Origin of the sequence: Streptococcus lactarius (genome assembly GCF_016642265.1) — a bacterium.
Lineage (GTDB): Bacteria > Bacillota > Bacilli > Lactobacillales > Streptococcaceae > Streptococcus > Streptococcus lactarius.
On sequence record NZ_MRXX01000015.1, the window covers coordinates 624 to 26,705 of the forward strand.

The 26,082-nt window shown below is 42.8% G+C and carries 24 protein-coding genes and 1 riboswitch; of the genes, 16 read left to right on the forward strand and 8 right to left on the reverse strand.

Annotation, left to right across the window (positions count from 1 at the left end):
- Positions 1–84 precede the first annotated feature (84 nt).
- The 4 genes from BTU61_RS09085 to BTU61_RS09100 all read right to left on the reverse strand — a co-directional run bounded on the left by BTU61_RS09085 (position 85) and on the right by BTU61_RS09100 (position 3,732).
- On the reverse strand, positions 85–1,800 hold the full coding sequence (locus BTU61_RS09085; RefSeq protein ID WP_200773254.1) for a phospho-sugar mutase: 1,716 nt from the start codon (positions 1,798–1,800) through the stop codon (positions 85–87).
- 148 nt (positions 1,801–1,948) lie between these two features.
- The gene (locus tag BTU61_RS09090; RefSeq protein ID WP_200773255.1) at positions 1,949–2,509 is read right to left on the reverse strand and encodes an ECF transporter S component; all 561 of its coding nucleotides are present in this window, start codon (positions 2,507–2,509) and stop codon (positions 1,949–1,951) included.
- Positions 2,506–3,045, reverse strand: a complete 540-nt coding sequence (gene coaC / locus BTU61_RS09095; protein ID WP_200773256.1) for a phosphopantothenoylcysteine decarboxylase — start codon at positions 3,043–3,045, stop codon at positions 2,506–2,508. The genes BTU61_RS09090 and coaC overlap by 4 nt, the downstream gene beginning before the upstream one ends.
- 9 nt (positions 3,046–3,054) lie before the next feature.
- Positions 3,055–3,732, reverse strand: a complete 678-nt coding sequence (locus BTU61_RS09100) for a phosphopantothenate--cysteine ligase (protein WP_200773257.1) — start codon at positions 3,730–3,732, stop codon at positions 3,055–3,057.
- A gap of 239 nt (positions 3,733–3,971) precedes the next feature.
- Between BTU61_RS09100 and BTU61_RS09105 the strand changes: the two genes are divergently transcribed.
- The gene (locus BTU61_RS09105; protein WP_200773258.1) at positions 3,972–5,642 is read left to right on the forward strand and encodes a formate--tetrahydrofolate ligase; all 1,671 of its coding nucleotides are present in this window, start codon (positions 3,972–3,974) and stop codon (positions 5,640–5,642) included.
- A 72-nt stretch (positions 5,643–5,714) separates the two neighbouring features.
- Here BTU61_RS09105 and BTU61_RS09110 read toward each other — a convergent pair whose 3' ends face one another.
- Positions 5,715–7,055, reverse strand: coding sequence for an MATE family efflux transporter (locus BTU61_RS09110; protein WP_200773259.1), 1,341 nt, complete (start codon positions 7,053–7,055; stop codon positions 5,715–5,717).
- Positions 7,056–7,150: 95 nt separating this feature from the next.
- On the opposite strand from BTU61_RS09110, the gene BTU61_RS09115 reads away from it, so the two are divergent.
- The 4 genes from BTU61_RS09115 to BTU61_RS09130 all read left to right on the forward strand — a co-directional run bounded on the left by BTU61_RS09115 (position 7,151) and on the right by BTU61_RS09130 (position 10,607).
- Positions 7,151–7,705 (forward strand): GNAT family N-acetyltransferase, encoded by a 555-nt coding sequence (locus BTU61_RS09115; protein WP_200773260.1) that lies wholly within the window; start codon positions 7,151–7,153, stop codon positions 7,703–7,705.
- 142 nt (positions 7,706–7,847) lie between these two features.
- Positions 7,848–9,164, forward strand: coding sequence for a branched-chain amino acid transport system II carrier protein (brnQ, locus tag BTU61_RS09120; protein WP_200773261.1), 1,317 nt, complete (start codon positions 7,848–7,850; stop codon positions 9,162–9,164).
- Between the two features lie 151 nt (positions 9,165–9,315).
- Entirely contained in the window at positions 9,316–10,023 is a 708-nt protein-coding gene (gene ccdA2, locus BTU61_RS09125) for a thiol-disulfide oxidoreductase-associated membrane protein CcdA2 (RefSeq protein WP_200773262.1), read from the forward strand.
- Positions 10,024–10,046: 23 nt separating this feature from the next.
- The gene (locus tag BTU61_RS09130; protein ID WP_200773368.1) at positions 10,047–10,607 is read left to right on the forward strand and encodes a TlpA family protein disulfide reductase; all 561 of its coding nucleotides are present in this window, start codon (positions 10,047–10,049) and stop codon (positions 10,605–10,607) included.
- 35 nt (positions 10,608–10,642) lie between these two features.
- Here the strand turns inward: BTU61_RS09130 and BTU61_RS09135 are convergent, their stop codons facing one another.
- The 3 genes from BTU61_RS09135 to BTU61_RS09145 are packed head-to-tail and all read right to left on the reverse strand — an operon-like array spanning position 10,643 to position 13,458.
- Positions 10,643–11,887, reverse strand: coding sequence for an NAD(P)H-dependent oxidoreductase (locus tag BTU61_RS09135; protein WP_200773263.1), 1,245 nt, complete (start codon positions 11,885–11,887; stop codon positions 10,643–10,645).
- 18 nt (positions 11,888–11,905) lie between these two features.
- Positions 11,906–12,511 carry an NADPH-dependent FMN reductase gene (locus BTU61_RS09140; protein ID WP_200773264.1) on the reverse strand — a complete coding sequence of 202 codons (606 nt, stop codon included), beginning with the start codon at positions 12,509–12,511 and terminating at the stop codon, positions 11,906–11,908.
- A gap of 23 nt (positions 12,512–12,534) precedes the next feature.
- Positions 12,535–13,458: an FAD:protein FMN transferase gene (locus BTU61_RS09145; protein WP_338058530.1), complete on the reverse strand. Its 924-nt coding sequence runs from the start codon at positions 13,456–13,458 to the stop codon at positions 12,535–12,537.
- Positions 13,459–13,682: 224 nt separating this feature from the next.
- Between BTU61_RS09145 and nox the strand changes: the two genes are divergently transcribed.
- The 11 genes from nox to BTU61_RS09200 all read left to right on the forward strand — a co-directional run bounded on the left by nox (position 13,683) and on the right by BTU61_RS09200 (position 26,036).
- A complete protein-coding gene (gene nox / locus BTU61_RS09150; protein ID WP_200773265.1) occupies positions 13,683–15,059 on the forward strand; it encodes a H2O-forming NADH oxidase in 1,377 nt (458 codons plus the stop codon).
- 113 nt (positions 15,060–15,172) lie between these two features.
- A complete protein-coding gene (locus tag BTU61_RS09155; RefSeq protein WP_200773266.1) occupies positions 15,173–16,717 on the forward strand; it encodes a ClC family H(+)/Cl(-) exchange transporter in 1,545 nt (514 codons plus the stop codon).
- A 112-nt stretch (positions 16,718–16,829) separates the two neighbouring features.
- Complete coding sequence (gene efeO, locus BTU61_RS09160) at positions 16,830–17,702, forward strand: iron uptake system protein EfeO (RefSeq protein ID WP_200773267.1); 873 nt, start codon at positions 16,830–16,832, stop codon at positions 17,700–17,702.
- Positions 17,703–17,707: 5 nt separating this feature from the next.
- Positions 17,708–18,913 carry an iron uptake transporter deferrochelatase/peroxidase subunit gene (gene efeB, locus BTU61_RS09165; protein WP_200773268.1) on the forward strand — a complete coding sequence of 402 codons (1,206 nt, stop codon included), beginning with the start codon at positions 17,708–17,710 and terminating at the stop codon, positions 18,911–18,913.
- On the forward strand, positions 18,891–20,576 hold the full coding sequence (locus BTU61_RS09170) for an FTR1 family iron permease (RefSeq protein WP_200773269.1): 1,686 nt from the start codon (positions 18,891–18,893) through the stop codon (positions 20,574–20,576). The genes efeB and BTU61_RS09170 overlap by 23 nt, the downstream gene beginning before the upstream one ends.
- Positions 20,563–21,282 carry a twin-arginine translocase subunit TatC gene (tatC, locus tag BTU61_RS09175; RefSeq protein ID WP_200773270.1) on the forward strand — a complete coding sequence of 240 codons (720 nt, stop codon included), beginning with the start codon at positions 20,563–20,565 and terminating at the stop codon, positions 21,280–21,282. The genes BTU61_RS09170 and tatC overlap by 14 nt, the downstream gene beginning before the upstream one ends.
- Entirely contained in the window at positions 21,282–21,479 is a 198-nt protein-coding gene (locus BTU61_RS09180) for a Sec-independent protein translocase subunit TatA/TatB (RefSeq protein WP_200773271.1), read from the forward strand. Before tatC ends, BTU61_RS09180 begins: the two co-directional genes overlap by 1 nt.
- Before the next feature lie 650 nt (positions 21,480–22,129).
- Positions 22,130–22,855, forward strand: a complete 726-nt coding sequence (locus BTU61_RS09185; protein ID WP_200773272.1) for an alpha/beta fold hydrolase — start codon at positions 22,130–22,132, stop codon at positions 22,853–22,855.
- A gap of 181 nt (positions 22,856–23,036) precedes the next feature.
- Complete coding sequence (locus BTU61_RS09190; protein ID WP_200773273.1) at positions 23,037–24,020, forward strand: GMP reductase; 984 nt, start codon at positions 23,037–23,039, stop codon at positions 24,018–24,020.
- A riboswitch (purine riboswitch) is annotated at positions 24,010–24,105 on the forward strand. (Overlaps the previous gene by 11 nt.)
- An 87-nt stretch (positions 24,106–24,192) precedes the next feature.
- Complete coding sequence (locus BTU61_RS09195) at positions 24,193–24,774, forward strand: xanthine phosphoribosyltransferase (protein WP_200773274.1); 582 nt, start codon at positions 24,193–24,195, stop codon at positions 24,772–24,774.
- On the forward strand, positions 24,774–26,036 hold the full coding sequence (locus BTU61_RS09200) for a nucleobase:cation symporter-2 family protein (protein ID WP_200773275.1): 1,263 nt from the start codon (positions 24,774–24,776) through the stop codon (positions 26,034–26,036). The genes BTU61_RS09195 and BTU61_RS09200 overlap by 1 nt, the downstream gene beginning before the upstream one ends.
- Positions 26,037–26,082 lie beyond the last annotated feature (46 nt).

A 26,082-nucleotide genomic window follows, 5' to 3' on the forward strand; every position in this document is an offset into this window, starting at 1 on the left:
TTGAGCACTCAACCACTGCTTCTTGCTCGATAATCCAAAAACAAATGAGAGGCTAGGACTTTTGTCCCAGCCTCTTTCTGCTGCTTACCCTACAAAAGCATTGATTTCTGCTTCGATATTCGCAATTTTTTCTTTAGCATCTGCTTCAGATGTTCCAACTGTAGCAATGTAGAATTTGATTTTTGGTTCAGTTCCTGAAGGGCGGACAGCGATCCATGAATCGTCAACCAAGATGAATTTCAATACGTTGCTTGGAGGAGTTGTTAATTGTTCAACGCCGTTTGCTGTAGTAGCTGTTTGTGCCAAGAAGTCTTCTGTCTTAGCAATGTCTGTGTTATTGAATTGTTTAGGAGCATTGCCACGGAATTTATCCATGATCTTCTTGATTTCTGCAGCTCCATCCACACCTGAAAGGGTGACAGAAATGGTCTTTTCTGCGAAATATCCGTATTCTTTGTAGATTTCAGCGATACCGTCTGCCAAGGTCATTCCACGTGAGCGGTAGTAAGCAGCGATTTCTGCAACGATAAGAACGGCTTGGATTGCGTCTTTATCCCGTACGAATGGTTTGATCAGGTAACCGAAGCTTTCTTCAAAACCGAGCATGTAAGTGTGGTTGTGTTGGGTTTCAAATTCGTGGATCTTTTCACCGATAAATTTGAAACCAGTCAAGACGTTAAACATGGTTGCGCCGTAGCTTTCCGCAATTTTCGTCACCAACTCAGTTGATACGATGGATTTACAAAGGGCCGCATTGGCAGGAAGGGTACCAGCTGTTTTGTGAGCTTCGAGGATATATTTGGCGATGATAGCACCAATTTGGTTACCTGAAAGGTTGAGGTAAGAACCATCTGGTTGGCGAATTTCAACACCAAGACGGTCTGCATCAGGGTCTGTTGCGACCAATACATCCGCATCAACTTTACGTCCAAGTTCTTCAGAAAGGGCGAAAGCTTCTTGGTTTTCAGGGTTTGGAGATTTAACGGTAGAGAAATCCGGGTCTGGAACAGCCTGCGCTTCAACCACTTGAACTGCTTCAAATCCTGCTTGTGCAAGGGCACGACGAGCTAACATTTCACCTGTACCATGAAGAGGGGTGTAAACAATCTTCATGTCACGGCCGTATTCATTGATCAAGTCTTGGTTGATGTTCACACCTTTGACTTCTTTGAGGTATTCAACGTCAACGTTTTCGCCAATGACTTCAATCAAGCCACTAGCCTTGCTTTCTTCAAGGTCAGCGAGTTCCACAGTGAAAGGATTTTCGATCGCACGGATGTAATCTGTCAATGCATCCGCATCTGCTGGTGGCATTTGTCCACCATCTTCTCCATAAACCTTGTAACCATTAAATGGTGCAGGGTTGTGGCTAGCCGTCACCATGATCCCAGCAAATGTATGGAGGTGACGGACGGCGAAGGACAATTCAGGTGTTGGACGAAGGCTTTCAAATACGTAAGATTTGATACCGTGTGCAGCCAATACTTGAGCAGATTCAAAAGCAAACTCAGGAGAGAAGTGGCGGCTATCGTAAGCAATAGCAACACCGCGTTTCTTGGCTTCCTCGCCTTTAGAGTCGATCAATTGAGCCAAGCCTTCAGTTGCTTGACGGACCACATAGATATTAATCCGGTTGGTACCAGCCCCAATATAGCCACGCATACCAGCTGTACCGAACTCTAGGTTGGTATAGAAGGCATCTTCTTTGGTTTTTTCATCCATTGCGACCAACTCATCATGAAGATAAGCTGGTAATGAAGCAAAATCGAGCCATTTTTGGTAGTTTTCTTGATAAGACATAGTATTCTCCTTAATCTTTTTAAACGCTTTCATTATAGCAAATTTTTTCACAAATTTCTAGCTTCAAATGTAAAAGCCTTCAAATTTACAGTCTTGAAATTTTGCCAATATAAAATGGCTAAGGCAAAGCGGCCTTAACCATTTAGATTTATTTTAATTTTTCCAAAGATGGAACAATTGCTGAGGTTAAAAGAACTGTCGCTATGACTTCAATCAAAGAGTTGGTCGATACAATCAAAGCAAGAAAGTGTTGGATTCCTCCGCTAAAGCTAGCTCCGAAGAAGAAGTAAATGCCGCTTAAGACAAAGACGGTATTGGTCATGGATCCAACGACGGCAGCTGTGACAAGTCCTGCGCGATTGCGTAAGAATTTGTAGACAAAGTAAGGTGTCACACCGATCAGGATCCGCGGAATAAGAGCAATAACAAGAGAGTAGAGGTTTCCGTGTGGGACAAAGGGACTAAAGAGGTAGCTTGCAGGAGTCAAGACCACGGTGTTCATGGTCACGCTAAAGAGGCCCATGAGAAGTCCCAAAATAGCTCCTGTACGAGGTCCATAGATGATGGAGGCGATGACAACTGGAATATGAACCAAGGTCGGCTGGATACCGGACGGTACGAACTGCAAAACTAAAGAAGTCACAAAGTGAATAGTGATCATGACTGCAAAAAAGATGGCAATTCTTGAAATAGAAGATGATTTTTTCATAAACAATTCTCCTTAACAGTTTGAATAATCGTATCGACCGTCGCAAGAGCTCCAGTACCTTGATCTCCACAAGCGAGAGTAGCTTCACGCGGCTGGATAATCTGGTAACCGTAGCTTTTCAAAATGTCTAGATTTCGTTGGGTAGCTGGGTGTTCTAGCATTTTGGTATTCATTGCTGGCGCCAGTATTTTTTTAGTGGTTGTGGGTAAAGCAAGGGCTGTACTAGTGACCATATTATCAGCTAACCCCATCGCAAGTTTGGCAATAGTATTGGCGCTGGCAGGGGCAACCAAAAAAAGATCGGTTTCTTTTCCAATGTCAATGTGTTCGATCCGTTTAGGATCGTCCTCCAGCAAAACATCTAGTCCAACTGGATGTTTTGAAAGAACTTGTAAGGTCAAAGGTGTGATAAATTTTTGGGCTGCAGGTGTCATCAAGATCTTGACCTCAAGGCCTAACTTGGTCAATTGACTAGTAATATCTGCTGCTTTATAGGCAGAGATACTGCCGGTAACAGCTAAGGTGATCTGTGTCATAAATTTCCTTTACTCGATTGAATCTAAGACCATTTCTGCAATTTCAGATTTGGTAGAAGCCTGTAGAACTTGATCATTCGTCACTAAATAAGCTTGATGCTGACCATTTTGGATCTGTCTAAGATCATTGGCAACGATCATGCTGGCACGGTTCTTCAACAGACTCTCACGCGCCACTTGAATCAACTCTTCAGTAGGAACTGCAACCAAGAGTTTAAAACCAATCAGTTGAATAGCGGGATTCCATTCTTTTACGAGGGAGATGATCTTTGGTGTTTTCTTTAAAAAGAGAACCTGGTAGTCATCTTTCGAAGAAATTTTGGTCTCCTGATTTTCTTGGTGGAGAAAGGTCGTTAGATCTCGCGATTTTGCGGCTTCATCAAGTCCTGTCATGTAAACCGGTGTGTAATCTGAAACGGCCATGGCGTGGATCAAGACCTGATGTTGCGGAACTTCCTGTTTCATTTGAGCAAGAAGCTCTTCGACATTCCTGATCAACGAGATTCGAAGATTTGGATGAGGTGCAGGCTTCAGAGCAGTAGGCGTAGTGATCAGGGTAACATGGTGGCCTTTTGCCAAAGCGGTCTCCGCAAGAACTTTTCCCAAAGATCCTGTCGAATGATTGGTGATCGAACGAACGCTATCAATGGCTTCACTGGTCCCGCCAGATGTGATTAAAATATGCATACGCCTATTTTACACAAAAAGGATACGTAAGTAAAGATTTGAACGGCCTTTTGGATATTAAGATGGAAAAACTCCCCTTTGTCGCTATCAAAATAGTTAGGTGCTCCTTGTATTAAGTGGTACATTTGGAGGGACTAATCAATAAAAAGCGAACAAAAAATTCAAAATTTATAAAAAGGGTGTCATTTTCGCGAATTTTAGGTATAATGGAGGTATCAAATAAAGAGGAGTATCCCCTAATGAAAACAGATATCGAGATTGCTCAAAGTATTGAATTAAAACCAATTGTGGACGTCGTTGAAAAAATCGGTTTGAATAGTGACGATTTGGAATTGTACGGGAAATACAAGGCGAAATTAAGTTTTGATAAGATTCGTGAAGTTGAGAAAAATCCTGTAGGGAAGCTCATTTTAGTCACTGCGATCAACCCAACTCCTGCTGGAGAAGGGAAATCAACCATTACAATTGGACTGGCAGATGCTTTGAATAAAATCGGCAAGAATACCATGATTGCCATTCGCGAACCTTCCTTAGGTCCGGTTATGGGGATCAAGGGAGGAGCTGCTGGAGGTGGCTATGCCCAAGTTCTTCCAATGGAAGATATTAACCTTCATTTCACAGGGGATATGCATGCCATTACAACGGCTAACAATGCCCTTGCAGCTGTGATTGACAATCATTTGCATCAAGGAAATGAACTAGGAATTGACCAACGTCGCATTATCTGGAAACGGGTCGTGGATTTGAATGACCGTGCCCTTCGCCATGTGACAGTCGGTCTTGGAAGCCCCCTAAATGGGATCCCGCGGGAAGATGGATTTGATATCACCGTTGCTTCTGAAATTATGGCCATTCTTTGCTTGGCAACAGATATCGAAGACTTGAAACGTCGCTTGGCTAATATCGTTATCGGTTACCGCTATGATCGCACGCCAGTCTATGTCCGTGACTTGGAAGTAGAGGGCGCCCTTGCCTTACTTTTGAAAGATGCGATCAAGCCAAACTTGGTTCAGACCATCTATGGAACTCCTGCCTTTGTTCACGGTGGTCCATTTGCCAATATTGCCCATGGATGTAACTCTGTATTAGCAACGACAACAGCTCTTCATTTAGCTGACTATACGATTACAGAAGCAGGATTTGGTGCTGACCTTGGTGCTGAAAAATTCTTAGACATCAAAACTCCAAACTTGCCTACATCACCAGATGCAGTAGTGATCGTAGCGACACTTCGTGCCCTTAAGATGAACGGTGGTGTAGCCAAAGATGCTTTGACAGAAGAAAATGTAGAAGCTGTACGAGCTGGATTTGCTAACTTGAAACGTCACGTGGAAAATATTCGCAAGTTCGGTATTCCTGCTGTAGTGGCCATCAACGAATTTGTCACTGATACAGAAGCAGAAATTGCTGCCCTGAAAGAATTGTGTGCTGAAATCGACGTTCCAGTTGAGTTGGCTAGTGTATGGGCCAATGGTGCCGATGGCGGGGTAGAGCTAGCTGAAACACTGGTCAAGACCATTGAAACAAGTCCAGCAAACTATACACGTCTCTATGACAACAACCTTTCTGTGGAAGAAAAAATCGAAACCATCGTTACTGAAATCTATCGCGGAGTCAAGGTGAACTTTGAGAAGAAAGCCAAGACACAAATTGCTCAAATCGTCAAAAATGGTTGGGATAAACTTCCAATTTGTATGGCTAAAACTCAGTACAGTTTCTCAGACAACCCAAATGCTTTGGGAGCTCCTGAGAACTTTGAAATTACCATTCGTGAAGTGGTACCAAAACTCGGTGCAGGCTTTATCGTTGCTCTTACAGGTGATGTGATGACCATGCCAGGACTTCCAAAACGTCCAGCTGCTTTAAATATGGATGTGGCGGCTGACGGAACTGCGGTTGGTTTATTCTAATTGCTTTCTATCAAAAAACAACTTCTGTTCAACTGAGCGGAAGTTGTTTTGTTCTTGTTTAAAAAATTGTTATTAGGCAAGGAGTTGGTGCTTGATCTTGCGATAGGTTACGAATAGCTGCAAAGTCATAGGGATCCAAATAAGGGGTTCGCAGAGGATAACCCCCATGTAGCCGGTGTACGGAATAATGAAAACAACGAAGAAAATTTTACCAAACAATTCAATGAAACTAGATGTGAGAGGCGTCAACTTTTTGCCCATACCTTGTAGGGCATTTCTCAGGATAATGAGACTCGCTAAAATAGGGTAAAAACAAGAGCTGATCTGAAGGTATAGACTAGCATTTGCAATGAGATCTGGATTTGACGAGCCAGAAATAAAGCTGGTTAAAGACGGACTTGTAAAGAATAGAAGAGCAGCAACTAAGACAGACCAACCCCAAGAAAGAAGGTTGGTAATGGTAATGCCTTTTTTGATCCGCTGAAATTGCTCTGCGCCAAAATTCTGCGAGATAAAGGTTGTGATACTTGAGGCAATCGCTGTAATCGGTAAAACGGCAAAGGACATGATGCGACGGGCTGCGACCTGGGCACTGATAATGGTTGTTCCAAGCTGATTAATAGCGGATTGGAGGATCACCGTACCAATCGAAACGATGGAAGTCATGAGGCCCATGGCAAGGCCCTGACTTAGTAAATCCTGATAAAGCTCCTTGTCCCAAACAAAATCTTTGCGATGTGGAAGAAGAAAAGGGACCTTCTTACGAATATAGAGGAGACAAAGAAGGGCCGAAATACCTTGAGCGATGATGGTCGCAATCCCTGCTGACTGGACGCCCCAATGAAGTTGGGTGATAAAGTAGAGGTCAAGAAAAATATTTAAAACCGCCGCGATCATCAAAAAATATAGAGCTGCTAAGCTATCGCCCACAGCGCGCAGAAGTCCTGCACAAAGGTTGTAGGCAAAGGTGACTGCCACGCAGTTGACGATGGTTGAAATATAGAGGTAGGCTTGGCCAATAATACTAGAGGGGGTTCCTAAAAACTCAAGCAAGGGATAGAGTCCAAAATAACCAAGAAGCATGACCACTAAGCTCAAACCTCCTCCAATCACAGCTGTAGCTGCGACTGACTTTCGTAATTGATCCAAGCGATTAGCCCCGTAATTACGAGCGATGATAATTCCCATTCCGTTTCCCACACCAAGGGCAAAACCGATGATCAAATCAAAAATTGCAGCAGTAGACCCTACAGCTGCCAAAGATTTGGAGCCTAAAAAATGGCCGACAATCATGACGTCTGAAGCATTGTAGAGTTGCTGGAAAATATTAGATAGAAGAATTGGAAAGGCAAAACTCAAAATGGCAGGCAAAATTGGACCGTGAATTAGGTCAACACGTTGAATTCTTTTCATAGTGTCATTATATCAACTTTGTCTAGCAGCGACAAGCCTTGATTCTTGAATGCCCTTACATTTTTTGGTATAATCAAGATAGAAATGGAGGCTTTATGAGCTTAACAAGTCAGTTGATCACTCCGGATTTTCCGGATTTAGACAAGGTCGAATGCTTAAATATCGAAGCTTTCCCCGAAGAAGAACGAATTCCCTTGGATGAATACCTGCGCTACACTCACAATGAAGATGCGCACTTCTTTGCTTTTTACAATGAGGAGGAATTCGTTGGATTTGCATTTGCAATTTCAAACGCCAAGGCTTTTTATGTCAGTTTTTTCGCTATCATGCCACATTTACGTAGTCATGGTTATGGTAAGGAGATCATTGACAAACTGGTCGAATTTTATGAACGAACCATGCTGTTAGAGGTCGAGCGTTTGGATGAAGAATGTGACAATCTAGAGCAACGAAAGGCTCGAATGGACTTCTATCATCGAAATGGCTTCAAAACGGCCAATGCATTCTTAGAATACGATGGTCTCAGTTTTGAAATTCTTTATCGGGGCGATCATTTTGATGAAGAGGCTTATCGCGATATTTTCCATAAACTTCAGGAAGAAAATTACTTTGACTTCCGTATTAAATACCGACGCTTTAGTGATCACTAGAAAAAGATGGAGAACCTCTACGTAAAATTAGAATCTCCATTTTTATTTAATTTTGATGTGAGTACCTCAAGAAGTATGCACATTAGTTGCATCGGTTCCATAATTTTGATAAAGTAAAACTTATTACTTTTAAGGAGAATACATGTTACGTAAAGGTTCCCTGACAGGTTTATTACTGTTTGGTATTTTTTTTGGTGCTGGAAACTTAATTTTTCCACCAGCTCTAGGAGCATTGTCTGGACATCAATTTTGGCCAGCTATTGCTGGATTTGTCTTATCAGGAGTAGGAATTGCGATTATCACCTTGATTATTGGGACGCTCAATCCTAAAGGGTATATCCATGAGATTTCACGAAAAATTGCTCCTTGGTTTGCCATCGTTTATCTGGTAGCCTTGTATCTGTCTATTGGTCCATTCTTTGCTATTCCAAGAACAGCAACTGTTTCCTACGAAGTTGGGATCGCCCCCTTGTTAGGAAATGCTAATGGAGGACTTGGACTCTTCATTTTTACCTTGATTTATTTCTGTTTGGCCTATTTGATTGCCTTGTATCCTTCTAAAATCCTAGATAGTATTGGTCGGATTTTAACACCTGTCTTTGCTATCTTGATCGTTGTACTCGTTGTCCTTGGTGCTCTCAAGTACAGCGGACACTCGCCTCAAGTGGCAGCAGATGCCTACCAAGCATCTGCCTTTGGGCAAGGTTTCCTTGAAGGGTATAACACCTTGGATGCCCTGGCTTCAGTAGCCTTTAGCGTCATCGCGGTGACTACTCTTAATCAACTTGGTTTCACCAGTAAAAAAGAATACATTAAAACGATCTGGATTGTTGGCATTGTTGTAGCCATTGGCTTTAGTGTTTTGTACATCGGCTTGGGTTACCTTGGAAATCACTTCCCTATTCCAGCAGAAGTGATGGCTTCCGATGCCAATAAGGGTGTTTATGTCCTCTCAGAAGCAACCAAGGCTATCTTTGGCCCAGTTGCCCAAATCTTCCTTGCAGGGATGGTGACGGTGACTTGTTTCACAACAACAGCCGGTTTGATCGTTTCAACAGGGGAATTCTTCCATCATACCTTCCCTAAGATTTCTTATAGGGTTTATGCGACAGTTTTCACTCTGATTGGGTTTGCGATTGCCAATCTTGGCTTGAGCGCCATTATTGCCTATTCAGTACCTGTCTTGATGATTCTCTATCCTATTACCATTACCATTGTGTTAATTGTGATTGTGAATAAATTTGTGGCCCTTTCAAAACCAGGGATGCAATTGACGATTTTTTTGGCCAGCTTGGTATCTGTTGCCAGTGTTCTGGCAAGTACCTTTAAAATTTCTCTATTAGAAAAGGGAATTGCTTTACTGCCTTTTGCAGCTCAATCTCTTCCATGGTTGGTGCCAGTAGTCATAGGGATTCTTTTATCGTTTATATTACCCAATAAACAAATTGCAGAAGAATAAGTCATGATAGAAGCTCTAAAGTTTTGTGCCTTAGAGTTTTTTTGAAACTAGTATCCAATTCCAAATTTTAGTAAAAAAACGTAGCGGAAATTTTTATTTTAGGTCAGTCAATGCTATACTAAATGTAGCATATCAATATACGGAGTTGCCTATGAATCAACTATTTTTTTCACTGACAGTTTTTCTAGCGGGTATTCTGTCTTTCTTTTCTCCCTGTGTCTTTCCTTTGCTACCGGTATATATTGGGATCTTGCTAGGAAGTGATCAGGGAAAGGCTATCCGATTGTTCGGAAAAAGATTTCGCTGGCATGGCTTGCTGAAAACCCTTTGTTTTATTGCTGGTATTTCTGTTATTTTCCTCCTCATTGGTTTTGGAGCGGGCTTGCTTGGAAAGATTATGTACACCAATTGGTTCCGTTACCTGATGGGAGCCCTTATCATTGGACTTGGTCTTCATCAGATGGAAGTTTTTCACTTTCATTTTCTTGAAAAGCAAAAATCAGTAGATTTTGGAGCCAACAAACAGAAGAATGAGTTGTTTTCAGCATTTCTCCTTGGCCTTGGATTTAGTTTTGGTTGGACTCCTTGTATCGGTCCGGTATTGGGATCAGTTCTTGCTTTAGCAGCATCAGATGGGCAGGATGCTCTTATGGGAGCTGTTTATCTCTTTGTTTATACATTGGGAATGGCCCTTCCCTTCTTGCTTTTGGCCTTAGCATCTAGTCTGCTCCTACCTTACTTTAATCGTCTCAAACCCCATTTGTTGTTGCTGAAGAAAATCGGCGGAGCCATCATTATTCTGATGGGAATTCTCTTACTCTTGGGACAATTGAACAGTTTGTCATCTATCTTTTCATAAAATGATCGGAGGTTTAACACATGATGAAAGGTATTAAATACGCTTGTTTCTCAGTACTTTCTCTGGCTTTGCTGGCAGCTTGTTCCATGAATCAATCTAGTGAGAGTAGTATGAGCAATCAGCCAACAATGAATACAACAACGAATAAGAATCCTTTAGTGGGAAAAGACGCCAGTGACTTTGAGCTAAAGGATATGAAGGGGAATACGGTCAAACTTTCAGACTACAAAGGGAAGAAGGTTTATTTGAAATTTTGGGCAACCTGGTGTGGTCCTTGCCGGCAAAGTATGCCCGAATTAGAGAAATTGGTCAAGGATACGGATAGAGACTTTGAAATTCTGACCATTATGGCACCAGGACTCCAAGGTGAAAAAACTGAAGAAGAATTCGTCAAATGGTTTGATCAACAAGATTACAAGTCAGTGCCTGTCTTATACAATCCAGATGGTTCTGCATTTGCAGATTATCAGGTTCGCTCCATTCCTACAGAAGTCTTTATAGACAGTCATGGGAAAATTGGACATGTACAATTAGGGGCTATTTCAAACGAAGATGCTAAGAAGATTATCAAAGAGTTAAACTAAAAAATGAAGCACGGAGCTTCATTTTTTTTAGTTTCTTAGTTGCTTGCACCCGAAGTTGCATCTGCATCACCGTGGCCTCCGTCACCATGTCCTCCAGCATCAGAAGCACCAGAAGTTGCATCTGCATCACCGTGACCACCAGCAGGAGCAAATGGTCCGCTACCACCTACAAGGCGTTGCCCGGTTGTTTGAAGGTACCAGTCTAACCATGGTTTGAAGTTGAAGACAATCTCATTGATACCAGCGTAAGAACCATCTTCATAATACATAGCTTGGTAGTTGTGAGTATTGATCACCCCTTCAGGTGAGCCTGGGACAATGGTACGCACATATTCTTGGTTTCCGTTACGGAGGGTACCGATCACCCACTCAACGTTCTTCATACGAGCTGGTGGAAGGGATCCGTGAACAGTTGACATCCGGCTACCAGATTGAGGTGGAACCCGTTTGGCAAACATGGTATCAGGGTCCTGATGGGCATTGTTGTAGTAAAGGAATTGGTTATTATCATCGGCATAGGTCAACTCAAATGGCATGGCCTTCAAGAACATGTCGATTTGATTGACAGTCAGGATTCCATGGTCTAGTTTGACATACGTATCGCCAGATACAGCACCGGTAATTTCAGCTACTTTTTCAACCCAATCTGGATCGTCCGGATCGACTTCTGTAACAGTCGTCGCGATTGGTTTTCCGCAATCCAAATCTTCTGGTTCAATTGGTTTTGGTTTTTTCAATTTCGATACAACCTCTACGTATTTGATAAAGTTATCCAAGCAAGTTTCGAGGAATTTAACCGTTCCTTCGTTGATGATATTGCCTTGATCATCAAAAGCTTCCTTGGCTTTGCCAAGAAGGAATTCGTTACCCGGAAGGGTGTAGGCATTAACGCCGGGAGCATCCAAGATCTTACGTAGGTGAACCTGAGCGCGTGATGTTCCTTGATCGTAATAAGAAGCACCGACGATCATAACAGGTTTGTTTTCAAATGGATGCACCTCGAAAGATAGCCATTCAAGAACAGATTTAAGAGCTGCAGAGATCGTATGGTTGTGCTCTGGCGTAGCGATAATCACCCCGTCTGCACGGGTAATTTTATTGTTCAAGAGGCGCAACTGGAAACTTTCGTCCCATTTTTCATCTTGGTTAAACATTGGTACTTCGTCAATTTCTAGCAATTCCAATTCAAATTTGATTTTAAATTGGCGACGAATGAATTCCAAGAGTTTTCGGTTATATGATTGATCGTAGTTTGATCCTACAAGTCCAACAAATTTCATCCTTTTTTGTCTCCTATCTTACAAGTTTTCCCAGTCAAATTCTTCGGCATCCTTGCGAAGTAACTCTTGAGCATTGCGCAATTTTTCAGTAATCTTCACAAATACGCGGAAATCATCGAAGATGGCATCCAATTTTTGAATCACATCCAAATCGACCAAGTCACCATTTTTGTCGAAGGCTTGCAAGGAGTGAGAGAGCAAGAATTCGTCTGGTAAAACGTTTGCCTTAATTTCAGGTGCGTTTAAGATTTGGCGCAATTGAAGTTGGGCGCGAGAAGAACCTAAGGTCCCGTAGGAAGCGCCGGTGATCATAACAGGTTTGTTTAACAATGGGTAAACCCCGTAAGAGAGCCAAGCCAGTGCACTCATTAAGACAGCTGGAATGGAGTGGTCGTATTCGGGAGTTCCTATGATGACACCATCTGCAGCCTCAATTTTAGCAACAATGTCCAAAACAGCTTCAGGCACTTGTTTGTCGGCTGGTTTGTTAAAGACTGGGATGTCTTTGATTTCGACCAATTCGATCTCAGCCTTGTCTGCAAAATGTTTTTGCATGTATTCGAGTAGTTGACGGTTTGTAGAACGCTTGGAGTTAGTCCCCACAATCGCAATGAGTTTTATCATGGAAATTCCTTTCTGATAGCAAGTTATAGATATGATGGAAGCCCACTCGTGTAGGCGATTTTACCTGATTGCGATACCAAAATAGCATCGATTCCAGGAAGTGATTCAACAATGTTGAGAATGGAAGCAGGCGCTTCTCCGAACAGCCGAGTCGTCCAAATTTCTCCGTCGACCGATCGATCAGAGAGGATGGTAATGCTGGCTAAGTCTGTTTCAACTGGATAGCCCGTCGTGCTATCAAAGATATGATGAAACGACTGACCATCGACTTCTAAATGACGCTCATAAATGCCAGAAGTGACCACTGACTTATCTTTGACCGAAAGGACCAAGAGGTGTTGGCCACGTTTTTCGACTGGATTTTGAATGCCAATCCGCCAGGGCTGGTGCTTGAGGGGGTGTTGACCGACTGTAAGGATATTGCCTCCTAGATCGATCAAGGCATCCTCAACTCCTTGGCTTTTAAGGAATGTAGCAATTAAATCTGCGCTATAGCCCTTAGCAAGAGCACCAAGGTCAATTTTCATTCCCGGACGCTTAAGAAAAACCGACTGGTTTTCTGTATCCAGTTGGATTTGCTTGGGATCGATCTTGCTTAAGGCTTGGTCGATCTCCTCTTGGGAAGGCCGTTTGGCATCTGAAAAACCAATCCGCCAAGTTTGCACCAAAGGCCCAATCGCAATGTTTAAGTGGCTGTTTGTAGCCTGACTATGCTGGGTCCCTAGGGCAATGAGTTCGAACAAGTCTGGGTGGACCGAAACAGGGGCTATCCCTGCTTGGTGGTTGACCTCCATGAGTTCAGAAGTCGCATCATTTGCACTAAAACGGTGTTCGTATAAGCGAAGCTGTTCAAAGCATTGGGCTAGGATTTGCTCCGCCTGTGGGTGAAAGATCGAAACGGTGATGGTGGTCCCCATCAAACGTTCGGATCGACTGCTTAGTTCCACTAAAAATCTATCCTTTCCAATTTTCACTTACTTACAGTATATCAGAAAGATACCGTTTTCACAATCCTTTCAAGCAAATTATTTGACAATTATTGAAGGATGTGAATGCTCTTTTTCAGAAAGCTTGAAAAAAAGATCACAAATTTTGAGCAAAAAGATTGTAAACGATACCATTATTATGATATACTCAAGAGGTAAATTAAATTAAAGGTAGGATTTATTCTATGAGTAAAATCGTTGTTGTAGGGGCGAACCATGCCGGAACAGCTTGTATCAACACTATGTTAGATAATTTTGGAAATGAAAATGAAATTGTAGTTTTTGACCAAAACTCTAACATTTCATTCCTTGGTTGTGGGATGGCACTTTGGATCGGTGAACAAATCGATGGTCCTGAAGGTCTTTTCTACTCTGACAAGGAAAAATTGGAAGCAAAAGGTGCAAAAGTTTACATGAATTCACCTGTTCTTTCAATTGATTATGACAACAAAGTGGTGACAGCAGAAGTTGACGGTAAAGAACACAAAGAAAGCTATGAAAAATTGATCTTTGCGACTGGCTCTACACCGATCATTCCTCCGATCAAAGGAGTAGAAATCGTTCCTGGTAACCGCGAGTTCAAAGCAACTCTTGAAAATCTTCAATTTGTTAAATTGTACCAAAACGCTGAAGAAGTCATCGAAAAATTGAAAGATAACAGCAAACACTTGAACCGCATCGCCGTAGTTGGTGGTGGTTACATCGGTGTTGAGCTTGCTGAAGCTTTCGAACGTCTTGGTAAAGACGTTGTCTTGGTGGATATCGTGGATACTGTCTTGAACGGTTACTACGATAAAGACTTCACAGACATCATGGCTAAGAACTTGGAAGACCACAACATCCGTTTGGCACTTGGACAAACTGTTCAAGCAGTTGAAGGAGATGGTAAGGTAGAACGTCTTGTAACCGATAAAGAAACTTTCGATGTAGACATGGTCATCTTGGCTGTTGGTTTCCGTCCAAATACAGCTCTTGCGGATGGTAAGATTGAACTCTTCCGCAACGGTGCCTTCCTTGTTGATAAGAAACAAGAAACGTCACTTCCAGGTGTCTATGCAGTTGGTGACTGTGCAACCATCTACGACAATGCGCGCGGGGAAATGAGCTACATCGCACTTGCATCTAATGCGGTTCGTTCAGGTATTGTTGGTGCCTACAATGCGACTGGTCATGAATTGGAAGGAATCGGTGTTCAAGGTTCTAACGGGATCTCTATCTACGGCCTTCACATGGTTTCAACTGGTTTGACACTTGAAAAAGCAAAAGCTGCCGGCTTTAATGCCACTGAAACAGGCTTCAACGACCTTCAAAAACCAGAATTTATCAAACACGATAACTATGAAGTGGGCATCAAGATTGTTTATGACAAAGACACTCGTCAAATCCTTGGAGCTCAAATGGTATCACGTGATAGCGCCATCTCAATGGCCATCCACATGTTCTCACTTGCAATTCAAGAACACGTGACGATTGATAAATTGGCTTTGACGGACTTGTTCTTCTTGCCACACTTCAACAAACCATATAACTACATCACTATGGCAGCTTTATCTGCTGAATAATGACGAAAGAACAAAACTAGCAAGGCTGGTTTTGTTTTTTTATCCCCTCGCATGTATTCAGAGCTTGTAAAATAGGGTATAATAATAGGAGAATCCATTGAAGGAGTTTAGGAATGTCCGTAAAAGAAGAAGCTATCAAAAATGAATTTCAATTTGCCTCTAGCTCAATTGTAGCGCATGTTGTTCGAGGAGTTCTTGTTGGAATCATTGTGGGCTGTGTTGTCTCGAGTTTTCGCTTTTTAATTGAACATATTTTTCATCTGGTGCAAGGTCTGTACAAAGCCATGCCTTCTCAACCTTTTTATCTTCTGATGATGGTGCTGGGGTATGGCTTGATTGTCCTTCTAGCTGGTCGCCTAATTCGTACCAATAAAGATATCAAAGGGTCTGGAATTCCACAAGTAGAAGCAGAACTCAAGGGTTTGCTTGCTGTCAGCTGGTGGAATACTTTGTGGAAGAAGTACATTCTGGGCGTCTTAGCTATCGGTAGTGGACTACTTTTAGGACGTGAGGGGCCTAGTATTCAATTAGGAGCTATGGGAGGAAAAGGTGTCGCTCGTCATTTACAGGTTAGTCCTGTTGAAGAGCGCTCCTTGATTGCAAGTGGTGCGGCTGCAGGACTTGCCGCAGCCTTTAATGCCCCTATTGCCGGACTCTTATTTGTCGTGGAAGAAGTCTACCATCATTTTTCCCGCTTCTTTTGGATTACGACTCTGGCAGCTAGTCTGACTGCAAATTTCATTTCTCTAAATGTGTTTGGCCAAACTCCTGTCCTTCACATGCCACAAAATATTCCGCCCCTCCATCTGTCTCAATATTGGATTTATCTCTTTCTCGGAGTCTTTTTAGGGGCAGCAGGGTATGTCTATGAAGTAGTGGTCCTCAATATTGGACGCTTTTACCGCCTGCTCGAACAGCTCTTTCATGTCCCTTCTCATTACTCTTCTTTATTTGCCTTCCTCTTCATTCTTCCGATCGGCTACTTTCTACCACAAATTCTTGGTGGAGGAAATCAATTGGTGATTGATTTGGCTCGCTTACCTTATCCTGTATTGACCATCGTGTTTTATTTTATTCTTCGATTTATCTGGAGTATGCTGAGTTATGGTAGTGGCCTTCCTGGTGGAATTTTCTTGCCTATTCTTGCTTTGGGTTCTCTTTTAGGAGCCATTGTTGGAACCTTTCTTCAAGACATTGGGTTTATCAGCTCTAATCAATTGCCCCTCTTTATTATCCTGGGGATGAGTGGGTATTTTGGGGCTATTTCAAAAGCCCCACTGACAGCCATGATTCTTGTAACAGAGATGGTGGGGGATATTCGTAGCCTGATGCCACTGGGTATGGTCACTTTGCTCGCCTACATGATCATGGATCTTCTCCATGGTGCGCCCGTTTATGAAGCCATGCTGGAGCAATTGTTGCCAGATAAAGCGTCAGAAGAAGGAGACTTGACTATCATTGAAATTCCGGTCTCTGAAAAAATTGCTGGCAAGCAAGTTCATGAACTTGAGTTGCCACATGATATCTTGATCACCGCGCAAATGCGTAGCGGAAAGAGTTATACTGTGAATGGCGCAACCCGATTGTACCTAGGAGATAGTATCTTTGTGGTCGTAAAAGAATCTGAAATCGGACGGGTCAAGGATCTCCTCTTGTAAATAAAGTCATTTCTCCGCGTTTATTTTCTATTATTAAATTTTCAGACAATTATTGAAAAATGAGAAAAGTTCTGGTAAAATAAGATCAAGATTGAACAAGGAGAAACTTTTCATGAAAAAATATAGTTTACTCTTATTGAGTGTTGCTCTTTTAGCGGGGTGTGCGAACTCTACTGGCAAGCAGTCCAGTCAAAAGACGCAAACCAGCTCAACAGTGAAGTTGTCAAAAGCTGACCAGAAGACCTTGGACAATGCGACAGCTGAATACAAAGACTTTGTCCAAATGCAAATTGACCAATTGCTCAAGGATTCTGAAAGTTTCCGTGATACATTAAAATCTGGAAATTTGGAAGAAGCGAAAAAGCAATACCCATTGATCCGCATGGCTTACGAACGCTCAGAACCGATTGCTGAAACCTTTGGGGAGTCTGATGTGAAGATCGACTACCGTTTGGTGGACTATGTGGATGAAAAGAAATCAGAAGACGGCTGGTCTGGCTTCCACCGGATTGAGCGTATCCTTTGGGAAAACAATACTACAGATGGCACAGACAAATATGCAGACCAACTGGTGAACGATATCAAGGAGTTGAAAGCTAAGATCGCAACCGTTGATGTGACTCCTGATGTGATGCTAACCGGGGCGGTAGACCTGCTTAATGAAGTGGCAACGCAAAAGATTACAGGTGAAGAGGAAGTATTCTCTCATACAGATCTTTACGACTTCCGCGCCAATATTGAAGGGGCTGAAAAGATCTTCTCTCTCTTTAAACCTTTGATTGAGAAAAAAGATGCCAAGTTGGTTAAAACCTTGGAAGCAGAATTCAAACATGTCAATGCTTTGTTGGATAAGTACATGACCGATGATTCAAATTATAAGCCTTACACAGATTTGACCAAGGACGATACCAAAGAATTGGCAGAAGCGGTGACCAAACTTGGGGAACCTTTGTCTCAAATGGGTGTGATTTTAGATGGGAAATAAGAAAAATGGCTGACGAAAAATTTTTAGATAAAAAAATGGACCGTCGTGAATTTCTTAAAAAAGCAGGTATTGGAGGGGCTGGTCTAGCGCTGGGTCTCTCTGGTGCATCTGCTTTTTTCGCTAATCAAGACAGTTCCAGTAAAAAAGCTTATGACGGGGATGAAGACATCTCCTTTTATGGCAAGCACCAAGCAGGGATTACGACGGCCATGCAGAAGGCTTGCTACTTGGTGGTATTAGATCTTCACACGACGGACAAAAAAGAAGTCATCCAGCTCTTTAAAGACTGGACCGATTATAGTAGTAAATTAGTCGAAGGGCAGTTGGTTCAAAAAAATGGTGCCAATGGGTTCTTACCACCAAAAGATACAGGAGAAACTGTCGGACTGAACCCCTATCGCTTGAGCCTGACGTTTGGTGTCTCTGCTAACTTTCTCAAGAAATTAGGTTTAGAATCTAAACGTCCCAAGCTATTTCGTGATTTGCCTCCATTTCCAAAGGAGCAGTTGCAGGACAAATACACTGGTGGCGATATCGTCATTCAGGCCTGTGCCGACGATGAGCAAGTCGCCTTTCACGCGGTCCGAAATCTCATCCGCAAAGGTCGTAATAGCATCACTATGAAGTGGAGCAAGTCCGGTTTTGCGGCGATTGGTGACAGGAAAGAAACACCGCGTAACCTCTTTGGTTTCAAGGATGGAACAGCAAATGTCACGACGGAGAAGGACTTTGATAAGGTCGTCTGGACTGACAGCAAGGACTGGATGAAGGGTGGTTCCTACATGGCTCTTCGCCTTGTCCAAATGCACTTGGAAACTTGGGACCGGACCAATTTGCAGGAGCAGGAAAATACCTTTGGTCGTTACAAAGAGTCAGGCGCTCCCTTTGGGAAAACCAACGAATTTGATGAAGTAGATTTATCTAAACTACCAGTTGATTCACATGTCCGCTTGGCAAAAGAGCTAAATCTCCCTATTTTACGGCGGTCTTATTCCTATTCGGATGGCATCGATGAGAGAACAGGGCAATTTGATGCAGGCTTGATTTTTATCGCTTTTCAAAAAGATCCAAACAGTTTTGTTAAAATCCAAACCAATTTGGGTGCAGTCGATAAAATGAACGAGTACATCACCCATATTGGAAGTGGACTCTTTGCTTGCTTTGCAGGCGTAGAGAAAGGAGGCTACCTTGGTCAAGCACTCTTTGAATAAACTCTTGATCTTGTTAGGCCTTCTTGCCTTGTTCTGGACTCATCCAGTGGCTGCGGAATCTTATAGCGATCTCTTTATCAAGATCACAGACGCAACAACCGCTGTAGAAAATAAGAACCAGGAGAAGGCCAAGGAATTGATCGCTGAGATTCAAGCTGATTTTGAAACCAAGGACCACCATGAGTCCAAGGCAGGAAAAAAAGTTAGCCAAGCTCTAGCTATAAAAGGGGAGGTAACCAAAGAGGATCTCACCAAGATCTCATCAGCCTTGCTCGCTTTTGAAAAAGAGCAAAATCCGGTCGATTTAGAGGCGGAAAAAGACAAACTCGTGAGTCGCCTCGCTCCTTATTTTAAGAACTTACAAGATGCCATTATAGCTAAGGATCTGGATAAAACCCGTCAAACCTATGCTGATCTCAATAATACCTGGACACGAAACGAAGCAGTGGTAAGAGATCACAGCACAGCCTACTATGGCAAAATCGAGACGGCCATTTCGCTCTTACGTAGTAGCATTGAAACAGAGCCTACTGACTTCACCAGCATCCAGTCCTCCTATGATGACCTCAAAAATGGGATTGATGCCTTTGTAAAAGGAGAAGTGATTAGCAGTGCTAATACGGATTTGACACTGAAAGATGGGATCAAGCTTTTGGAGAAGGCGCAAAACCAATTCCAATCCGGCGACGATCAATCTGCTGCAGCAACTATGAAGCAGTTCATCACCATCTGGCCAACCATTGAGGGGGATGTCAGTACGACCAATCCAAGCCTCTACACGCGCGTAGAGAGTGAATCACCGGTCATTATGGTTAAGGGGAAAGAAAAGACCTATCAAGAGAAATTACAAGCCTTGATCAGGGACCTTTCTGCGATCGATACGACAGCTTCTTACAACGCTTTTGATGCTATGTTGATTCTTCTGCGTGAAGGAGTAGAAGCGCTTCTGATCGTCATGGCCCTTGTGACGACCCTTAAGGCCGCTAAGATGAGGAAAGGCCTCAAATGGGTCTACGGTGGAGCTCTTGCGGGGGTTCTTGCCAGTGCAGCGATCGCTCTTGTTCTGCAAGTAGCTTTTCCAGCTGTGACTTCGGGGTCTAACCGGGAAATCATTGAAGGGGGCGTTGGGATTTTCGCAGTGGTCATGATGATCCTCATTGGAATTTGGCTACACAGCAAGTCCTCTGTCAAACAGTGGAATGCCTTTATGGACCGTCAGGTGAAGACGGTAACGGCTACAGGAAGTTTTGTCTCTATGTTTGCCCTCAGTTTCTTAGCAGTCTTTCGTGAAGGGGCTGAGACCATTCTCTTCTATGTCGGAATCATCCCACGGATTACAACTGCTCATTTCATACTGGGAATCGGGCTTGCCATAGCCGTTCTCATTATCATTGCAGTGGCGATGACCAAGGCCAGTCAAGCCATCCAACCTCATCGAATCTTTTTCATTCTGACGTGGTTGATTTACGCCTTGGCCTTCAAGATGCTTGGTGTTAGCATCCACGCCTTGCAGTTGACTAATATCCTACCTAGTCATTTGGTCAATGGACTTCCAACCATCGATTGGGCAGGGATCTATCCAAGCTGGGAAGTTCTTCTTCCTCAACTACTCTTTGTGGCCCTGATCGCCCTTATCACGGTGAGACAATATGGCAAAGACTAGAGCAGATAAAATGACCATTGTCGAGCACTTGGTCGAATTTCGAAAACGATTGATCGCAGTGGTCTTGTGTTACATTATCGTTTTTATTGTAGCCTTTGTATTTGGAGGAGAACTCTACCAAGTATTGACGGCTAGCCTGCATCAAAAACTGCTGGTACTAGGGCCAAATGATATCCTCTGGATCTATGTATCTCTGGCCAATCTCACAGCCTTTAGTCTGACCCTGCCCTTTATTGTCTACCAGATTTGGCAATTTGTGAGACCGGCTTTGAGGGAGAAGGAGGCGCGAGCAGTCTTTGCCTACATACCAGCTAGCTTTATTTGCTTTGTGCTGGGGCTTGCATTTGGTTATTTCTTTGTCAGCCCAGCTATTTTAGAGGTCTTGATGCGCTTGGGAGAAGGATTGTTTGATACCCAATTGACGGCGCAAAATTATTTAACCTTCTTATGGCACACCACCTTGCCTTTAGGAGTCTTGTTTGAGTTACCAGTTTTGGTCGCTTTTCTAACCTCAATTGGGCTTTTGACACCACAGTTTTTAATCACCTATCGTCGTTACGCTTACTTTGTCCTGCTGATCTTAGCCGTCGTGCTAACCCCTGCAGACTTTATCAGTGACTTGGCCATGACGGTCCCTTTGATCCTCTTATTTGAAGTGAGTGTCGCCATCAGTAAAGTCATCTATTTGAGAAAAAGGAGAAACTAATGGGAATTTTACGTGATATTGGAGCACCAGGTTTGATCATCATCATCCTGGGTGCCCTCTTGATTTTTGGACCAAAACGCCTACCTGAGTTGGGCCAGTCTATCGGCAAAATGTTTGCTGAATTTAAGACAGCTATCAATAAAGGCAGTGAAGAAGCCGATCAAGATGCAAAAGAAGATAAGAAAGAAAAAGAATAATCAGACAATTTTCAAAATTCTATTGAGTTCGATTGCATAAAAAGGTATAATAAGACAAGGACTTGCAATCGATGAAGGAGGAAACCATGATTATTACGATTTTGTCACTCATTTTCTATTTTAGCTATATCGGATTCTTATGCTGGTTGGTCGTAAAAATTGTCGAAAAATTGTTCAATTTCTTGTTGAACCGTTAATGAAGAAACAATCCATTTCACAACAAGTGAGTGGATTTTTTTGTATCCTGTTTATTCAGATAGGATCAAATATAAGGAGACTTCAAGGGTCTCAGATTGAAGAGCTAGTCGTATTAGAAACTTTCCTTAGGTGAGTACGGACGTCAGCGAACTTCTTCGAAGTTCCATGACTAATTATTGAGCCTAATGTCTCAATAATTCCGAGTGCCTGAAACATTATTGTTTCAGGCACTTTTCTCACAGCGGAAAGTTTCGATATTTTATCAACTTATTATACTTTAAGATAGTTTGTTTACATTCTAAGGACCCTGTGGTCTCATTTTTGTATCAAATTCCCCTAGCTAGTGACGAACTTGATCTTCAAACTGTATTTCGGTATGATAGTAGGGAAAGGATGACTAAATATGTATAGCTTTCATAAGCTTTTAATCTTATAGAAAAGAGACAAAATATATGCAATATTATTTTATCGGCGGTCTAGGTGGCAATTGCTACCATCTGGTGCCACTTATCGATGATCTCGGCTTTCCGGTAACCTTTTTAGATCCCTATAGGGAAATGATTCAGACAGAAAAAGATCTTCATGCTTGGTTTCAAGGTCAGATCGAGCAAGCTGAAGAGATCTGTTTATTGGGGCATTCTTTGGGTGGAGATTTGGCTCGTTATCTGGCTGCTGCGTTCCCTCAGATCCAAGCTCTGATTCTCTTGGATGGTGGCTATCTGGATATGGAAAAGATCTTGCCTCTTGAGGAAGAGCTAGAAGGTACATCGTCCTTCATGCAGCAGCAAGTCTTTTCGACATTGGAAGAAGCCGTGTTAGCAGAATTCGGTGATGGAGCAGATCCTACGCCTATAGCGCGAAAAGCAGTAGAGGCTAGCTATCGCTGGAATCTAGCGAGTGAACAATATGAATTAAATCTAGATCTAGAAAAGGTCTTGGCTTTATTGCGTCTACGACGTCAGATCAAGGCTAACCAGATTTCAATTACAGACAAGCCCGTCCTCTTTATTGGTCCTCGATACCAAGAAGAACCTGAATGGAGGAAAGCAGCTCTGAATCAACTTGATCCCAAGATCAAGCAAGTCTTGCTAGAAGGTTTGGGACACGAACTGTATTCAGAGGCACCAGAAATTGTAGCTAGAGAAATCAACAATTGGCTCCAAAATGTTCATAAATAAAACCTGTTTCTCTTTTTGAAACAGGTTTTATTTTGTAATTTCCGAACGTTGTTTCCTATAAAATCATTCCCGTTGCATTAGGTCCGTATCTTTGGTATAATCAATCAAGGAAACGTCGAGTGACGTAGTGATGCGGAAACGCATAGGTAGGTTAGTTTATAGAAAAGAGATTTTACAATCGATGTTAAATGAATTTCCTATTTTTGACTACGAAGATATTCAGCTAATTCCGAACAAATGTATCATCAATAGCCGTTCTGAGGCGGATACGACCGTTCAGTTTGGCAATCATACCTTTAAACTTCCTGTTGTGCCGGCCAATATGCAGACTATTCTAGATGAGGATGTGGCAGAACAGTTGGCGCGTGGTGGATACTTCTACATCATGCACCGTTTTGACGAAGCAGGTCGGATTCCCTTTGTCAAACGTATGCACGATCAAGGCTTGATTGCTTCGATTTCGGTCGGTGTTAAGGAATATGAGTATGACTTTGTGAGTCAATTAAAGGCAGATGCACCCGAGTACATCACCATTGATATCGCCCATGGCCATGCGGATAGTGTGATTCGGATGATCCATCACATTAAGAAAGAATTGCCAGGTACCTTTGTCATTGCTGGAAATGTCGGAACACCTGAAGCTGTCCGTGAATTAGAAAATGCGGGAGCTGATGCGACCAAGGTCGGGATCGGTCCTGGTAAGGTTTGTATCACAAAGGTTAAGACTGGATTTGGTACAGGTGGTTGGCAATTAGCAGCCCTTCGCTGGTGTTCAAAAGCAGCCCGCAAGCCGATCATTGCGGATGGCGGGATTCGGACCAATGGAGATATTGCCAAGTCCATTCGTTTTGGGGCGTCTATGGTCATGATCGGTTCGCTTTTTGCTGGGCATATTGAAAGTCCTGGTAAAACGGTAGAAATCGATGGAGAGTCTTTCAAAGAGTACTATGGATCCGCTTCAGAGTACCAAAAAGGTGCTTATAAGAATGTCGAGGGCAAGAAAATTTTATTACCTGCTAAGGGGCATCTCCAAGATACCTTGACAGAAATGGAACAAGATTTGCAAAGTTCGATCTCGTATGCTGGAGGTCGGAAATTAGCGGATCTGAAGCACGTCGACTATGTGATCGTGAAGAATTCCATCTGGAATGGCGATGCACACTAATTCAATTACTTATTTATTTCACGAATGGGCGTGATGTTTCTACAAGGTGCCGGAACACCTAACAATAAGTAAGTCGGGATTATTTCTCTTCCTAGAGAGATTTCAAGGCTTGCTTAGCAGGCCTTTTTGTGTTTTGTGAATGAGTAGAGGATTGTTTAAAGTAGGAGGAAGTATGAAACTACTGGAAGAACGTATCTTAAAAGATGGCAATGTTTTAGGAGAAAATATCCTCAAGGTGGACTCCTTTTTGACCCACCAAGTGGATTTCAAACTGATGAAGGAAATTGGTCAAACCTTTGCGGATCATTTCAAAGACGCTGGTATTACCAAAGTTGTGACTATTGAAGCATCTGGGATTGCGCCTGCTCTTTATGTAGCAGAATCGCTGGATGTTCCCATGATCTTTGCCAAAAAGGCGAAAAATATCACCATGAATGAGGGGATTTTGACGGCTGAGGTTTATTCCTTTACCAAGCAAGTCACCAGCACCGTTTCGATTGCGGGTAAATTCTTGGATCCAGCAGATAAGGTCTTGATCATTGATGATTTCCTTGCGAATGGCCAAGCGGCTAAAGGCTTAATCCAAATCATCGAACAAGCGGGTGCTAAAGTGGAAGCCATTGGAATTGTCATTGAAAAATCCTTCCAAGATGGACGGGGATTATTAGAAGAGTTGGGATACCCAGTTGTATCCCTCGCGCGTTTGGACCGTTTTGAAAATGGCCAAGTTGTATTTAAGGAGGCAGACATCTAATGCAAAAACAAGAAAGCCATTCGCAAGCGGCTATTTTAGGCTTGCAACATTTATTAGCCATGTATTCGGGATCTATTTTGGTGCCGATTATGATTGCGGGAGCGTTGGGCTATAACGCTCATCAGCTAACCTACCTCATCTCTACAGATATCTTCATGTGTGGGGTAGCGACTTTCCTTCAAGTTCAGCTCAATAAGTACTTTGGGATCGGTCTTCCTGTTGTCCTTGGGGTTGCCTTCCAGTCTGTAGCACCTCTTAGCATGATCGGAGCTAGCCATGGTAGTGGGGCCATGTTTGGTGCCTTGATTGTTTCAGGGCTTTATGTCATTCTTGTCTCTGGCTTCTTCTCTAAGATTGCCAACCTCTTCCCATCGATCGTGACGGGATCGGTCATTACGACCATTGGTTTGACCTTGATTCCCGTAGCGATTGGTAACATGGGGAATAACGCAGCCAAACCAACGGTACAAAGTTTGGTCTTGGCCTTGATTACGATTCTCATTATCTTGATCGTTAATATCTATACGACTGGCTTTATCAAATCCATCTCTATTTTGATTGGGTTAATCGTAGGGACTGCTATTGCGGCCTCTATGGGCTTAGTGGATTTCACACCTGTATCGCAAGCACCAGTTGTTCACGTTCCAACACCATTCTTCTTTGGAGCTCCTAAGTTTGAAATCACTTCAATCTTAATGATGTGTATCATCGCGACAGTTTCTATGGTGGAATCAACAGGGGTTTATCTTGCCCTTTCTGATATTACTAAAGATCCAATTACCAGCACTCGCCTCCGTAATGGCTATCGTGCTGAAGGGTTGGCCGTTCTTCTCGGTGGTATCTTCAATACCTTCCCTTACACTGGATTCTCACAAAACGTTGGTTTAGTGAAATTGTCTGGTATCAAGACTCGTCTTCCAATATACTACGCAGCCGGTTTCCTCGTTCTTCTTGGTCTCCTTCCTAAGTTTGGAGCTTTGGCACAAATCATCCCAAGCCCAGTTCTTGGTGGAGCCATGCTCGTGATGTTTGGTTTTGTGTCTATTCAAGGGATGCAGATTCTTGCGCGTGTTGATTTTGAGCACAATGAGCACAATTTCTTAATTGCAGCGGTATCGATTGCTGCCGGGGTTGGTTTGAATAACAGTACCCTCTTTAACGGCCTTCCAACTGGATTCCAAATGTTCTTTGCAAACGGAATTGTCGTCGCAAGTGTCTTGGCGATTATTCTTAACGCGATTTTGAACCGCCATCAAAAATAATCTCTGAACTTCCGAAGATCTCACCTGAGGTCTTCGGTTTTTTTGA

Excerpts from the sequence above, each read along its gene's own strand:
- BTU61_RS09085 (WP_200773254.1), bottom strand. The coding sequence starts at position 1,800 with ATGTCTTATCAAGAAAACTACCAAAAATGGCTCGATTTTGCTTCATTA.
- BTU61_RS09090 (WP_200773255.1), bottom strand. The coding sequence starts at position 2,509 with ATGAAAAAATCATCTTCTATTTCAAGAATTGCCATCTTTTTTGCAGTC.
- coaC (WP_200773256.1), bottom strand. The coding sequence starts at position 3,045 with ATGACACAGATCACCTTAGCTGTTACCGGCAGTATCTCTGCCTATAAA.
- BTU61_RS09100 (WP_200773257.1), bottom strand. The coding sequence starts at position 3,732 with ATGCATATTTTAATCACATCTGGCGGGACCAGTGAAGCCATTGATAGC.
- BTU61_RS09105 (WP_200773258.1), top strand. The coding sequence starts at position 3,972 with ATGAAAACAGATATCGAGATTGCTCAAAGTATTGAATTAAAACCAATT.
- BTU61_RS09110 (WP_200773259.1), bottom strand. The coding sequence starts at position 7,055 with ATGAAAAGAATTCAACGTGTTGACCTAATTCACGGTCCAATTTTGCCT.
- BTU61_RS09115 (WP_200773260.1), top strand. The coding sequence starts at position 7,151 with ATGAGCTTAACAAGTCAGTTGATCACTCCGGATTTTCCGGATTTAGAC.
- brnQ (WP_200773261.1), top strand. The coding sequence starts at position 7,848 with ATGTTACGTAAAGGTTCCCTGACAGGTTTATTACTGTTTGGTATTTTT.
- ccdA2 (WP_200773262.1), top strand. The coding sequence starts at position 9,316 with ATGAATCAACTATTTTTTTCACTGACAGTTTTTCTAGCGGGTATTCTG.
- BTU61_RS09130 (WP_200773368.1), top strand. The coding sequence starts at position 10,047 with ATGAAAGGTATTAAATACGCTTGTTTCTCAGTACTTTCTCTGGCTTTG.
- BTU61_RS09135 (WP_200773263.1), bottom strand. The coding sequence starts at position 11,887 with ATGAAATTTGTTGGACTTGTAGGATCAAACTACGATCAATCATATAAC.
- BTU61_RS09140 (WP_200773264.1), bottom strand. The coding sequence starts at position 12,511 with ATGATAAAACTCATTGCGATTGTGGGGACTAACTCCAAGCGTTCTACA.
- nox (WP_200773265.1), top strand. The coding sequence starts at position 13,683 with ATGAGTAAAATCGTTGTTGTAGGGGCGAACCATGCCGGAACAGCTTGT.
- BTU61_RS09155 (WP_200773266.1), top strand. The coding sequence starts at position 15,173 with ATGTCCGTAAAAGAAGAAGCTATCAAAAATGAATTTCAATTTGCCTCT.
- efeO (WP_200773267.1), top strand. The coding sequence starts at position 16,830 with ATGAAAAAATATAGTTTACTCTTATTGAGTGTTGCTCTTTTAGCGGGG.
- efeB (WP_200773268.1), top strand. The coding sequence starts at position 17,708 with ATGGCTGACGAAAAATTTTTAGATAAAAAAATGGACCGTCGTGAATTT.
- tatC (WP_200773270.1), top strand. The coding sequence starts at position 20,563 with ATGGCAAAGACTAGAGCAGATAAAATGACCATTGTCGAGCACTTGGTC.
- BTU61_RS09180 (WP_200773271.1), top strand. The coding sequence starts at position 21,282 with ATGGGAATTTTACGTGATATTGGAGCACCAGGTTTGATCATCATCATC.
- BTU61_RS09185 (WP_200773272.1), top strand. The coding sequence starts at position 22,130 with ATGCAATATTATTTTATCGGCGGTCTAGGTGGCAATTGCTACCATCTG.
- BTU61_RS09190 (WP_200773273.1), top strand. The coding sequence starts at position 23,037 with ATGTTAAATGAATTTCCTATTTTTGACTACGAAGATATTCAGCTAATT.
- BTU61_RS09195 (WP_200773274.1), top strand. The coding sequence starts at position 24,193 with ATGAAACTACTGGAAGAACGTATCTTAAAAGATGGCAATGTTTTAGGA.
- BTU61_RS09200 (WP_200773275.1), top strand. The coding sequence starts at position 24,774 with ATGCAAAAACAAGAAAGCCATTCGCAAGCGGCTATTTTAGGCTTGCAA.